This window comes from Sedimentibacter sp., assembly GCF_033447055.1.
Lineage (GTDB): Bacteria > Bacillota > Clostridia > Tissierellales > Sedimentibacteraceae > Sedimentibacter.
The window spans coordinates 1-12559 of record NZ_JAWQJF010000079.1 but is presented as its reverse complement, the minus strand read 5'-3'; the positions used below and the strand labels follow the sequence as shown (position 1 = coordinate 12559).

Below are 12559 nucleotides of genomic sequence, written 5' to 3'. Positions count from 1 at the left end.
ATGTTTGCAAAATATTTCTCCATCATTTCAGTAACAAGAAAACCCATATCAGTTGGAAAGAGGTTTCCTTTTTCTTTCACAACATATTCTCTGCTTGTAATAGTAGTTATTGTAGGAGCATACGTACTTGGTCTTCCAATGCCTCTTTCTGCCAAATCCTTAATAAGGCTTGCTTCAGTATAACGGGCAGGCGGCTGAGTAAAATGCTGTTCTGAATCAATTTTACTTATTTCTAAATGTTCATCTTTTTCAAGTTCAGGCAATAATTTGCTTTCTGTTTCATCAGAATATTTATATACAGATTTAAATCCTTCAAAAACAAGTATTCTACCGCTTGATTCAAACATATTTTCATTATTATTTAAAAGAATTTTAGTTACATCATATTCCGCATCAGACATTTGACATGCAACAAATCTTTTCCAAATCAAGCTGTAAAGCTTGTATTGGTCAGCAGTCAGGTTGTCTTTTATTTGTTCCGGACTTTTAAATATGTATGTAGGTCTTATGGCTTCATGAGCATCTTGAATTTTATTTTCACTTTTTTTTGGCTTAGTGAACACTCTGCTCATATAATACTTTTCGCCAAAATTAGAAAGGATATAATCCTTAGCGCTAACTACTGCTTCATCTGACAATCTGAAAGAGTCTGTTCTTATGTATGTGACAAGACCAACACTTCCTTCACCCTTAATGTTTATTCCTTCGTAAAGCTGCTGAGCAATCATCATTGTTTTTTTTGCAGGAAAATTAAGTCTTCTGTTTGCTTCCTGCTGAAGAGTGCTTGTTGTAAATGGAGCGCTTGGCTTAGAATAACTCTTTGTTTTTTCAATTTTATGAACAAGAATTTTTTCTTTGTCAAGTTTATTTAATATTTCTTTCATTTCATCTTCATTTTTAATTTTTACTTTGCTTGTTTTATCATTTTTAAGAATTCCAACATATTTAGCAATAAATTTCTTTTTTAATTTTTTTACTTCCAATTCAAGAGTCCAATATTCTTCAGGCTTAAAATCCATTATTTCTCTTTCTCTGTCAATTACAAGTTTTAATGCTACTGATTGAACTCTTCCGGCGCTAAGACCCTTTTCGATTTTTTTCCACAACAGAGGGCTTATATTATAACCAACTAGTCTGTCAAGAACGCGCCTTGCTTGCTGAGCATCTACTAAATCAATATTTATTTTTCTAGGATTTTTGCTGGCTTTTTTTATTGCATCCTTTGTAATTTCATTAAACTCTATTCTTATTTCTTTATTTTCATCTAAATTCAATATTTTAGCCAAGTGCCAGGATATTGCTTCACCTTCGCGGTCAGGGTCAGTTGCAAGATAAACATTGTCAGCTTTTTTAGCTTCCTTTTTTAATTCCTTAATTACGCCTCCCTTACCTCTAATAGTTATATAATTAGGTTCAAAATTATTTTCCACATCAATGCCAAGCTTGCTTTTTGGCAAATCTCTAACATGTCCAACAGAAGCTTTAACAGTATAGTTTTTACCTAAAAACTTACCTATTGTCTTTGCTTTTGCTGGCGATTCTACTATCAACAAATTATTCATTTTTCCTCCAATACCGCGTATACGTTTAATTTATGCATTAATTACCGTATATTACTAATATAACATATAATACATTTTTTTATTTGTCAATAGTATCAAGTATATAATAGTGCTTACATTATATTTGAAAAATTTAAAAATTCTTCCTGACGCCTCAAATCAGTATACACTTCTGCCATTTTATTCCACGTAACCTCATCAACTATTCCATTAGGCTCCAGCCCATATATCTTTTGAAATGCAATTACTGATTCTTCTGTATAAGGTCCGAAAATACCATCTATCTTTTCATGTGGAATTAATGGTATATTCGGTATACGTGCTGATATATATGCCAGCATCTGTTGTATTACAAATACACCGGGTTGTTCGGTCCCCATTCCTCTTTCATATACTATATATGGATACGGTATACTCTTAAAAAGCGGAAATAATAACTCGCTGTGAGGAAGGTTTGCAAAAATACTGAGAATATACTTATATAAAATATCCCATGTGTTTTGATCTACTATACCTGTAACAGGTAATTTCATAGTTTTTTGAAATTCCATTACAGAATTTCTAGTTTCAGGGCCAAAATATCCACTAAGTTCAACCGAAGGTATAGTGTCAAAAAATGATGACATAATATTGAGAAAATATTGGAGAAGGTAGACACGAGGGCGTGTTTCGCCTTCAGTCATTACCCCTGAAAATTCTTCTGATACTTCTTCAATTAAAATACCTTCTGAAGCTAATTCAGAAGTTTTTGTTACTGCGAAAAAAATATTTCTTATTTTATACCAAGTACCTTTATCTACTATGCCAGTAGGAGGTAAGTTAAAAATATTTTGAAATTGTCTTACAGCAGATTCTGTAAATTCATCATAATATCCATTTATAACGTTTATTTTTGGAATCGAAGGAAAATTAACAGATATTCTTCTTAATGCATATTGCATTATCATAACATCTAATCCTGAATAACCTAACCCAAAAGGTTCACCTCTATAATTTGCAGTAAATTCTTCTTTAGGTGCATTTGTTATAATTGATACATCATTTCCATAATAATATTGCAAAATTTCAAATGGAGTATAACCTTTCTCTGCCAAATCAACACTGCCCCATTGATACATGCCATCACACTGTGAAATACGCCCATCGCAAAATTGTGCATAAAAAGGTTCAATATGACCTTCACGAACAATATAATCATCAAATATTTCATCAACTAACTTAGATATATTATCATATACACCTCTTTTATGTACGAAAGCCTGGTCATATTTTGTTGAATTAGTTATGTCGAAATTATATCCCCTCAATCTGTACCAATAAGTAAATTCCCTGTTCAGTGCAACAGATACTATTGCATGTATATTAGCTCTTAGAGCATCTTCCGGCCATGTTGGATACAATTCGCTGGAAGCAACATTTTTCACATAGTCAATAAATGGGACAGTTACATTTTCTGCTTCTTCATCAGGCTCACCTAAGTGAACAACTATATCATTCGGAATGTATGCATAGGTAAGTCTTGGAATACGTACTGACATTTTACCCTCCTAAACATTTATAATAAATTTATTTCCTGGAATTTGTTTAATGCAGCCTTTCATTTCTAAAAATGTCAAAAGACTTAAACACATTGATGTTTCTAAATTAGTTTCACAATTTATCTCATAGAAAGTCTTTGCTCCCGACAAAAGACAGTTTATAATTTTATTTTCATCATCGCTTAAATTATTGTATTCAATTATATTTTTATTGTGTTTTAATTTTTCCTTTAATTCTAAAATTTCTTCAACAATGTCATCAATGGTTGTTGTAATTTTAGCACCATCTCTTATTAATGCATTTGTTCCTTTGCTGTAAAGACTGTCTATGTTCCCTGGCACTGCAAATATTTCCCTGCCTTGATTTGCTGCATGTCCTGCTGTTATAAGCGTACCGCTTCTTTCTTGAGCTTCAATAACAAGCACGCCATCAGACATACCGCTAATAATTCTATTCCTGTCATGAAAATTGTTGGGCATTGGCTGCATTCCAAAAGTATATTCAGTAATTACAGCTCCCCCACCTTCAGAAATAGCTTTAAAAAGTCCAACATTATTTTTAGGATAAGTAATATCTATTCCACAACCAATTACACCAATTGTTTTCGCTTTCCATTTTAAAGCAGTTTTATGAGCTATTGTATCAATACCAACAGCCAAACCACTTATAATATTAACTCCCAACTCAGACAATTCCTTAGTTAATTTTTCAGCTGCCCATTTTCCATAGCCCGTTGCCTTGCGGGAACCAACTACTGCAATTGACAAATTATCAGCATCCTTTATACTTCCCTTGCAATACAAGATGTAAGGCGCTCCGTCTATTTGTCGAAGTTTCTTTGGATAATTTTCATCATAAATTGTTACAACACATGCATTTTCATCATTTAATTTTTTTAACATGTTTTCTTCAAAATCACTTTTAATTTTAACCAGCTCATTTATTATTTCAGGTTTTAGTATTGATAAACAGTGTTTTTCAGTTTCGAAATTATTCCATAAATCTTCAGAACTGCCATTAAAACACTCAAGAAGTTTTTCTATTTTTCCATTCGATACTCCATTGACGGAATTAAGCCACGCAAGTGTCTTTTGATTGATATTTAAGCTATCCATTTCTACCTCCAGTATTTCCTGTCTAAACTTCTATACTGTATTGATTCTGCAATATGTTTTGTTTCAATATTTTCACATTCTTCCAAATCTGCTATAGTCCTTGCAACTTTTAAAATTTTGTTGTAGGCTCTGGCACTAAGCCCAAGCCTTTCAAAAGCATCCTTTAACAGTTGTTCTGATTCCTTGTTAATTTTGCAATATTTTGAAATATATTTTCCACTAAGCTCTGAGTTTGTTATAATGCCAATGTTTTCATATCTTTTTTGCTGTAAATTTCTCGATTTAATTATACGTTTTTTTATATCGCTTGATGATTCTTCCTTATTATTATTATTATTATTTAAATCTTCATATTTTACCGGAGAAACTTCAATTTGTATATCAATACGGTTTAACAGTGGACCTGAAATTTTGCCAAGATATTTATCAATTTGCCCTTGAGTACATGAACATTCGTGATTCGGATCACCTAAGTAACCGCACGGACATGGATTCATAGCTGAAACCATCATAAATTTTGCAGGAAAAGTAAAAGAACCGTTTGCTCTGGATATAGATATTTTCCCATCTTCCATGGGCTGTCTCAATACTTCTAAAACGCTTTTAGGAAACTCAGGAAATTCATCGAGAAACAAGACGCCATAATGTGCAAGTGATACTTCACCGGGACTTGGCTTTGAGCCACCGCCTGCCATTGCAACACGACTAACGCTTATATTAATGAGGGAGGTTGGCATTAACCAACCTTTACTAAAAAGTCACAATATTCTTCCTCATTAACTCTAAATATTTCTTCTTCTGTAATGTCTAAAAAATTGTATCTAAAACTTAAATATATTTCTTTATTTCCATTCACAATTTTTTCTTTAACTAATATTTTACGAAATACTTTTTTCAAATCTGTATTAGTTAGGTTATCTAAATCTAATGATTGTATCATTGTTTTGTATTTATTGAACTTTAATTTAGTCATTTCAATTTCTTCTGCACGTCTTTCATATCTGCTTATTTCAGCCCCAATATTTTTTATTTGCTTGCTTAATTCTTTTAATTCTTCTTTGTAAAGGTCGTCATCAATTAAATCATCTGCTTTATCTTTTCTTAATTGTCTCATTTCTTTTGTAAATTTTTCTTTCATATCACGCAGTGCCTCAATATCTACATTATTATTAAAAGTCTTTTCACAATAAGCAGTCAACATATCAGTCAAATCAACATTCTTTCTAATTTCCAATTCATTTTTTATTGCTTGGATTATATCTTCCTCAATTAGCATATTTCTATGACCGCATCTATCTTTTCCGTACATATCATTTATGCCACAAGTCCATTCATAACCTAAGTCTTTACTTGTCCCATCTATTCGCTTATATGCATGTCTTTTTTTTCTTTTATATGTAGCTCCACAATGACCGCAATATATTAAAGTTGATAATAAATGCTTATTACTATGCCCTGTCCCATTACTAAATTGTTCATTTCTTTTCTTTCTTTCAAGCTGGGTAAGAGTAAAGGTTTCATCATCAATAATTTTTAGATGGTCATAATTAAAAACAATATGCTCATCTTCTGGAATTTCTATTTGTAAATGCCTATTTATATCAGCACTTTCAATCGTATGTTGTCTTTGCTCACCATTATATAGTTTATTGCCTAATATACTTGTTACTTGGGTCTGACTCCATTTTACTCCCGTCTTTGTAGGTATATTATTTCCATTTAAATATCTTGCAATCTTACTCACTCCATAGCCTTGATTAGTAAATAAATCATATATAAGCTTTACAATTTCCGCTTCCTCATCATTAATCTTTAGAAACGCGTTCTTTACATCAAAACCAAAAGGAGCCGCACCATTCCAGCCACCTTTTTTATGAAGTCTGTTCATAGCCCATTTTAATCGCTCTGATTTAATACGACTTTCTTCTTGAGCAATCTGAATGCGCAAACCAAATTCAAAGTCATGTCTATCTGATAGTGTGTCCCAACCCTCTTTTCTAAAATATACACCAATTCCTAATTCTCGAAGGTCTTTAATGATTTTAATTCCATCTTCTGCACTTCGACTAAATCTTGATATATCTTCTACAAAAATCATATCAAACCTTTTATGACTTGCGTCTTCAAGCATTTGATTAAATGCCCGTCTATTTCTTAAGCTTGTCCCGCTTATACCCTCATCTGCATAAATACCATTAGTGATGAAATCTTTTGTCCCATCTTTTTTATAAAGCAATCCACATTTTGCAGCCTTTACCTGCTTTTCTGAAAAAAATTCTAACCATTGTTTCTTTTGTTCTTTTATGGACAATTCTTGTTCTTTCTTATCTGTTGATACTCTACAATAAGCAACTGATAATTTCATTTAGTTTTATCTCCTTTCGCGTGCATTATATAAATTTTATCTAATTATTGAGCCTTTAAATTGGTTTATACACTTCTTTATTTTCCTTTGAATGTAAATGGTCATTTAATATTTCAAGGTTTTATGACTTATCATTAATTTTCTACCATTCCTAAATATTTGTATATAGTCGGGTATGATATATTGCATAGCCTTGAAAACTCTTTTTTATTTATTTCTCCGCCCTTAAATTTTGGATAATGCTTATAAAATATAGCAGGGATATCATCAGCAGTGTTTGAAGGTCTTCCAATTTTCTTTCCTTTAGCTTTTGCATTATCCATTCCACTTTTTACCCTTTGGCTTATCATATCTCTTTCTAATTCACTGAATACGCCCATCATCATTAACATTCCCTTTGTCATTGGGTCAAGCTCCTTAGTGCAATCAACTATAAATGTTCCTAATTCTAATCTTAAATGCTTATCCTTTATAAGCTTTATGAGGTTATACAATTGTCCTGTACTTCTTGTAATTCTACTTGCCTCAGTAGCTAAAATTGTATCTCCCTCTTTTACTATCTCTAATAATTTGCTTAATTCGGCTCTGTCTTCTTTTGTTCCGCTTTCATATTCCTTATAAATTGTTTTGTCTGTAGCTCCCTTTTCTTTTAATTCTCTTATCTGTCTATTTACGTCCTGCTTTGTTTCATTTGTTGAGCATCTTGCATATCCATAAATCATTTTATTTCCTCCTCTTCTTTATCTTCATATTCAGCTAATTTTTCAATTGCATAATAGAAATTGCACCTTGTTTCCATACATTCTTTTTCACTTTGACAGCCATAGCAGGGACTATATTGCCCGCCATCTTCCATTTTTATTAGCACTTCTTTTCCTAATCTTTTTGTAAATCTGCCCATTTTGTTTTCTCCTTTTTATAATTTCCATATATTGGAATATAATTATAGAATATAAATAAAAAGGTCTCAACTGTTTCTTTTATATTTTCATAGGAAAAAATCAGCACTTTTGACTATTTTATCATCATTAAATAAATGGTAATGAAACCATTTGGTTTATTTTATATGTAAAATTAATAAAAAAGCCGGATTTATTCAGCTATATATGATATAGAATTTTTTGTTAAACTATAAAGTGATTAAACAAAAAAAAATAGATGCCTTTTTATTAGCATCTAAAATAATAATTGCTTATTCTCAATTTCAAGCCTTGGATATAAAGACCATAATTCTAATATATATGATTTCATTTCCTCTTTACTGTTCAACCTTTTATATAATATATCTTTTGCTTTCCGGCTCTTATAAGAAGTGTAGAGCTGTAATTTTAAATTATACACTTCTTTTATATGCTCAATGACTATTTTATTAAGCCATAGCTTATTATCTCTGCAATAGCTTTGTACACCTTTTGGATTTAAGCAACAATCATTCATCGTCTTCCTCCAATTCAACAAATCGGCGTAAATCCTCATCAGACAATTCATCAAAATTGTAATTGATTATTATTCCTGGGACATCAGCATATAATTCGCCATCTTTCTCAAATTCAGCTAAATTAATTTCTTTTTCTTTCCCGTCCTGCTCTTTAATAGCAATTAAATCAATTAGAATATTATCAACAATATTTAAAGATATTATTTTGTAAGTGATAACACTTTTAATATTATCAATGAACTTATCTTCCAATTTGGAAATTCTTCCTCTAATATTCATTAGCTTATTCTCCTTATTTCTTGGCTTTTCATATCCAATTCAATTTTGTTTATTCTGTCTTCTAATTCTCCAACCTCAAGCCCTTTTAACATTATATTTGCTAAATATCCTATTGTCTTTGCCTTGCTTTCTGTTATTTCATCTTGAATAAGAGCATTTATAACTCTTTGCAATAATTTATTTACTCCTGAAACTGTATTAACTCTTATAAAATTTTTATATAATTTGTCCATTTTTTTCCTCAATTCTCCTTTTCTACTTATTTCAATGCTTATAAGATTTTTACTAATATGAAATGTATACTCTAATACTATTAATTTTAAGGCGGCTATAATTAGCTATTAACTGTATATGATGTAAATATATTGCTTAATAATTAAAGTTAATTATAACCGCGATTAAGCTTGTCTACAAATTGAATTGACTGCCTTTGTCTATTCCAATTTCATAAGCTGATAGGCTATTGTCATTAAATTTGCTTAAATCTGTTCCTTGAATTTCATAATATTTAAGATTTTGTTTTGCCTGCTCCAATATTGCCATCGGCGATTGATTTCTAATAGCATTAATTGATTGTTTAATCTCATCATTATTTGATAGGGGAGAGGACATATCCTCAATTATTTCTAATAACTCATAATCATTTTTATTGTTTTCAATTTCTTTAAGCAATGCCTTTTTATTGTCTTTGATAAGATTAAGCTTTAATAATTGATTATTTAAAACTAAACTATCTTTTTCTTTAGGCTTAATTGATTTAATATTATTTTCAGCTCTTGCAAGCTCGTCCTTTGATTTGCTAATAAAATTATTAAATGCTTTTCTGACCGCATCCTTACTATTTTCAGCTAATATATTTATTTTGTCATTTGCAATATTGCTTTTATATTCATTTAAAATTGCTTCTTTTTCCTGTCTATAATTAGCAACAATCCTTTTTTCCTCATCTCCATATTCGTTTAATAATTCATTGATTTTGTCTAAAATATTCATTATTTGTTTTCTCCTTTTATATTGTATTTTTCTTGCATAAATTTTTCATATTCCGCTTTCTTTTTTCTATAATTTTCCCTTTGATAATTACGTTGATATTCTCTTAATCTTACCATTCTTTCCTCTGGATTTTCATTTGGATATTTTCTCTTTCTCCCTGCCATTTTGTAAACCTCCTAATTATTATTTTTATCAAGCTCATATGTTTTAATTATTTCATCAATGAGCAGGTCTCTTTCAGCTGATGTGCTAAATCTATATTTTTGTATTATAATTTTCGCACTTGCATTTTCTAATGATATGATTGCCCAGAATGCATTTTCTTCATCTTTGCTTTCAATATACTTAATTGATTCTCTAAATAAATCAATTGTTGCGTCTAAATGCCTTAAGCATTTCTCAATTTTTGTTTTTTCATTGATTAAATCTATTTTCAATTTTCTTTCTCCTCTCTCTAATGCCTATTTAATATATATACTTATTAAATAATATGGACTTTTTTATATACAAAAACTCCTTCAAATTAGCCAATTACAATGCTTTAAACGCTATTTCGTTTATCCCATTTTTCAGGAAATAATTCATTCTTCTATATAAAAATCATCTTTACATTGACTAAAATCAAAATCACCACCAGTATGAAAGGTATTAGCTTGTTGATATGAATAGGTAATAAATCCTGCTCCTTTCATAGCTACAATTTTTGTACACTTTTTACCAATTCTTTTATTAATTGAATTTCCTATGCCTTTTGCAACTGAATAAGCTGATTTTTCTTCATTTCCCATAATTCCTATATGAAGATGTCTTTTTATTTTTGTTCCATCAACTTTTATTTTAGGTCTTCCTCTTTTGCCTGTTTTGTCATAATATTTAACAGCTGTCTTGCTATCTGTATCACTGACAGCTACAAACCAACTTATATGAGGATTTTTCTTTTGAGCATAATCTAATGAATTTTCAAGGGATTTTATATCCTTGTCGGTTGGCTCATAATAATATTCTAAACAATATAAAGTTGCTGGTAATTTCACTTTTCGCAAGTTGGTAAATCTAAATCGCAATTTTCCGCCACCACCTTTAAATATTTAGCTTTATGTCCTAAAATTTTATAAAGCTCATTTTTCAATTCCTCTGTAATATGTTCTCCAACAACTCTAATCATTCTGTTCCCATTTGGTAAAGTATCAATGTATATTCCTACTTCTGCATTTTCATTTGGATTAGCTGACTTTTTACCCTTTATCTCTTTAATTATTTTGTACCCTGGTTTCTTTTGCATTTTCTCACCTCCATTAATTTAAAATATAAAAAAACACTAAACAGGGATTTAAACTTTGTTTAGTGTTTTTAGGCTGGTAGCTGCAAGCTCCAATATTTATTATTTAATTTTATAATTTTAATTATATTTATTATACCATATATTTTTTAAACGAAACACCACAAAAACGATACACTTTGTTTTCTAATTGTTTTCTTATATATTGTTGTTGAGCTTATAAGAAATACCATATATAGTGTTTATGATTATTTAATGCAATTTAGGCTCATCATTTTGGCTTTTACAAAACTTTTTTGCTGTCCCATATATATTTACATTCATCAATTATTAAAATCTTTTAAAAGCTAAATAATTGGTCTTATTATGATAATATTATTACACATTACTCTTTCGTCTATTACAATCAGCACATAGCATTTGGCAATTACTATCAATAGATTTACCGCCTTTACTCCATGGAGTTATATGGTCGGCTTGCATCTCATCAATCTCAAAATGCTTTTTACATTTAGTACATATACCTTTTTGTCTTTCATATGCTTTCCGTGCCATTTTCGGGGTAAACGCCCTTATGCTTAAATGTCTTTCGTCACCATTTAGCAGATACTCATATATTCCAGAATGTTTGGTCACATCTTCATCATCTAAAAGCTCAACTATCCTTGCCTCAAGATGTTTTGGGTCATACTTATTTGCACCATATTTATTGAAAAAAATACCCCAATCAAGACCTTTCATTTCCTTACTTCGGTATACAGGAAATGTTACTTTTACCCAATTAATGACTGACTGAAAATAAAGCCATAATTCATTGCAATTTGTATCATGCTGATGTTCTGCCATATAATCTTCGATTTCTTTTCCATCTCTTGACGCAATCCAACGAATAGCAGATTCAAGGTAATTTTGTCGAATTGGTGAGCCATTCAAATAATCACTTGCTATCGCATATGCAGGACAACCAGGTTTGCTAAAATATTTCTTTGCCTCTGTCAACCACTCCCCAGTATAAATAGCATTGCGTAACTCCTGAGCAGTCAACTGTTCACCTGCTATGTTTATTATTTTGAACCAATCCAATTTTTCCTTGTCAGTTCCCTCACAAATATAAATCATTAATGGATAGACAAGAATCTCCTCTCTTTCTGTCTGAGTCAGATTGTCAAAACCCATATGGTCTATGGAATAATCGCCATTCACATATTGGCAGAGGCTAATTGTTCGTTGTTGTCCGTCCAAAACTTCAAAATTACCATCATCGCTTTTAACCCAATACATAACATTAAGAGGAAAATTTTTTTGCACAGTTCGAATGACTTCATCTCGCTGCTTGTCTTTATAGATAAACTCACGCTGAAAAGCAGGGCGAATATTCAATCGTCCATTATAACCAATGACTCCATTTTCTGCACTGTCTATATAGCCCTCAACAACTTCTCGAACGGGAATTTCATATAGCTTGATTTTCATTATACTCTTCTCCTTATAACCATTCTCGCATATAACGTTCTTTGTTTGCCATCATTTGTTAACTTGAATCTACCTTTGTCATTAGTAAATTCTTTATCAATCCCCATAAATTCAAATTGTTCGGGATTATATTTATCTGCGAATGTTATTGGAACTCCCATAACGCCGTAATAATCACAAGGAATGTCGGCAGTTCTACTAACCTCAATTGCATCATAATTGTCATATTTGGGGTAAATTTCAGGCGAATATGTCCTAAATAAAGGCATATCTTCATGACGCTTATCTATATCAAGGTTTGTAAACCAACAAATATTACCCATGCGTCGCCATTTTTGTCCATGTTCGTCTATCTTAAAATCGGTTTTCTTTTCTTCGTAACTATTAGGTACTTTAAACCAAAAATGTCCACTCTTGTAACCTAACCATACCTTATTGTCACGAATTAAAGGCAAGATTTCGCCATATGTAATTGCATTTTGATTTCCAATTATTACGAATGCCTTCTTATGTTCT

The 12559-nt window shown here is 30.8% G+C and carries 17 protein-coding genes; all 17 read right to left on the bottom strand.

From position 1 onward, the window contains the following. On the bottom strand, positions 1-1562 hold a 1562-nt coding region (gene topA, locus SA378_RS05345; protein WP_318524953.1), incomplete at its 3' end, for a type I DNA topoisomerase. Between the two features lie 113 nt (positions 1563-1675). After that, positions 1676-3100, bottom strand: a complete 1425-nt coding sequence (locus SA378_RS05340; protein ID WP_318524952.1) for a peptidoglycan-binding protein — start codon at positions 3098-3100, stop codon at positions 1676-1678. A 9-nt stretch (positions 3101-3109) separates the two neighbouring features. Further along, positions 3110-4216, bottom strand: a complete 1107-nt coding sequence (dprA, locus tag SA378_RS05335; RefSeq protein ID WP_318524951.1) for a DNA-processing protein DprA — start codon at positions 4214-4216, stop codon at positions 3110-3112. A gap of 2 nt (positions 4217-4218) precedes the next feature. Continuing rightward, entirely contained in the window at positions 4219-4953 is a 735-nt protein-coding gene (locus SA378_RS05330) for a YifB family Mg chelatase-like AAA ATPase (RefSeq protein ID WP_318524950.1), read from the bottom strand. Then, positions 4953-6581 carry a recombinase family protein gene (locus tag SA378_RS05325; RefSeq protein ID WP_318524949.1) on the bottom strand — a complete coding sequence of 543 codons (1629 nt, stop codon included), beginning with the start codon at positions 6579-6581 and terminating at the stop codon, positions 4953-4955. Before SA378_RS05325 ends, SA378_RS05330 begins: the two co-directional genes overlap by 1 nt. 134 nt (positions 6582-6715) lie before the next feature. Beyond that, positions 6716-7303, bottom strand: a complete 588-nt coding sequence (locus tag SA378_RS05320) for a recombinase family protein (protein WP_318524948.1) — start codon at positions 7301-7303, stop codon at positions 6716-6718. Continuing rightward, positions 7300-7482, bottom strand: a complete 183-nt coding sequence (locus SA378_RS05315) for a hypothetical protein (RefSeq protein WP_318524947.1) — start codon at positions 7480-7482, stop codon at positions 7300-7302. The genes SA378_RS05320 and SA378_RS05315 overlap by 4 nt, the downstream gene beginning before the upstream one ends. A gap of 275 nt (positions 7483-7757) precedes the next feature. Then, positions 7758-8018 (bottom strand): hypothetical protein, encoded by a 261-nt coding sequence (locus SA378_RS05310; protein ID WP_318524946.1) that lies wholly within the window; start codon positions 8016-8018, stop codon positions 7758-7760. Beyond that, positions 8011-8298, bottom strand: a complete 288-nt coding sequence (locus SA378_RS05305) for a hypothetical protein (RefSeq protein WP_318524945.1) — start codon at positions 8296-8298, stop codon at positions 8011-8013. The genes SA378_RS05310 and SA378_RS05305 overlap by 8 nt, the downstream gene beginning before the upstream one ends. Then, the gene (locus SA378_RS05300) at positions 8298-8531 is read right to left on the bottom strand and encodes a hypothetical protein (protein WP_318524944.1); all 234 of its coding nucleotides are present in this window, start codon (positions 8529-8531) and stop codon (positions 8298-8300) included. Before SA378_RS05300 ends, SA378_RS05305 begins: the two co-directional genes overlap by 1 nt. 175 nt (positions 8532-8706) lie before the next feature. After that, positions 8707-9291: a hypothetical protein gene (locus SA378_RS05295; RefSeq protein WP_318524943.1), complete on the bottom strand. Its 585-nt coding sequence runs from the start codon at positions 9289-9291 to the stop codon at positions 8707-8709. Further along, positions 9291-9455: a hypothetical protein gene (locus tag SA378_RS05290; RefSeq protein ID WP_318524942.1), complete on the bottom strand. Its 165-nt coding sequence runs from the start codon at positions 9453-9455 to the stop codon at positions 9291-9293. The genes SA378_RS05295 and SA378_RS05290 overlap by 1 nt, the downstream gene beginning before the upstream one ends. A 12-nt stretch (positions 9456-9467) precedes the next feature. Continuing rightward, positions 9468-9728 carry a hypothetical protein gene (locus tag SA378_RS05285; protein ID WP_318524941.1) on the bottom strand — a complete coding sequence of 87 codons (261 nt, stop codon included), beginning with the start codon at positions 9726-9728 and terminating at the stop codon, positions 9468-9470. A gap of 144 nt (positions 9729-9872) precedes the next feature. Then, on the bottom strand, positions 9873-10355 hold the full coding sequence (locus SA378_RS05280; RefSeq protein ID WP_318524940.1) for a hypothetical protein: 483 nt from the start codon (positions 10353-10355) through the stop codon (positions 9873-9875). Beyond that, the gene (locus SA378_RS05275) at positions 10322-10573 is read right to left on the bottom strand and encodes a hypothetical protein (RefSeq protein ID WP_318524939.1); all 252 of its coding nucleotides are present in this window, start codon (positions 10571-10573) and stop codon (positions 10322-10324) included. Before SA378_RS05275 ends, SA378_RS05280 begins: the two co-directional genes overlap by 34 nt. Positions 10574-10948: 375 nt before the next feature. Continuing rightward, on the bottom strand, positions 10949-12043 hold the full coding sequence (locus tag SA378_RS05270; protein WP_318524938.1) for a DUF262 domain-containing protein: 1095 nt from the start codon (positions 12041-12043) through the stop codon (positions 10949-10951). Then, on the bottom strand, positions 12043-12559 hold a 517-nt coding region (locus tag SA378_RS05265; RefSeq protein WP_318524937.1), incomplete at its 5' end, for an adenine-specific methyltransferase EcoRI family protein. The genes SA378_RS05265 and SA378_RS05270, both read right to left, overlap by 1 nt.

Bases quoted from the DNA above. Each gene is read 5' to 3' on its own strand.
- SA378_RS05325 (WP_318524949.1), bottom strand. From the start codon at position 6,581: ATGAAATTATCAGTTGCTTATTGTAGAGTATCAACAGATAAGAAAGAA.
- SA378_RS05310 (WP_318524946.1), bottom strand. From the start codon at position 8,018: ATGAATGATTGTTGCTTAAATCCAAAAGGTGTACAAAGCTATTGCAGA.
- SA378_RS05330 (WP_318524950.1), bottom strand. From the start codon at position 4,953: ATGCCAACCTCCCTCATTAATATAAGCGTTAGTCGTGTTGCAATGGCA.
- dprA (WP_318524951.1), bottom strand. From the start codon at position 4,216: ATGGATAGCTTAAATATCAATCAAAAGACACTTGCGTGGCTTAATTCC.
- SA378_RS05315 (WP_318524947.1), bottom strand. From the start codon at position 7,482: ATGGGCAGATTTACAAAAAGATTAGGAAAAGAAGTGCTAATAAAAATG.
- SA378_RS05295 (WP_318524943.1), bottom strand. From the start codon at position 9,291: ATGAATATTTTAGACAAAATCAATGAATTATTAAACGAATATGGAGAT.
- SA378_RS05340 (WP_318524952.1), bottom strand. From the start codon at position 3,100: ATGTCAGTACGTATTCCAAGACTTACCTATGCATACATTCCGAATGAT.
- SA378_RS05270 (WP_318524938.1), bottom strand. From the start codon at position 12,043: ATGAAAATCAAGCTATATGAAATTCCCGTTCGAGAAGTTGTTGAGGGC.
- SA378_RS05320 (WP_318524948.1), bottom strand. From the start codon at position 7,303: ATGATTTATGGATATGCAAGATGCTCAACAAATGAAACAAAGCAGGAC.
- SA378_RS05275 (WP_318524939.1), bottom strand. From the start codon at position 10,573: ATGCAAAAGAAACCAGGGTACAAAATAATTAAAGAGATAAAGGGTAAA.
- SA378_RS05305 (WP_318524945.1), bottom strand. From the start codon at position 8,298: ATGAATATTAGAGGAAGAATTTCCAAATTGGAAGATAAGTTCATTGAT.
- SA378_RS05290 (WP_318524942.1), bottom strand. From the start codon at position 9,455: ATGGCAGGGAGAAAGAGAAAATATCCAAATGAAAATCCAGAGGAAAGA.
- SA378_RS05300 (WP_318524944.1), bottom strand. From the start codon at position 8,531: ATGGACAAATTATATAAAAATTTTATAAGAGTTAATACAGTTTCAGGA.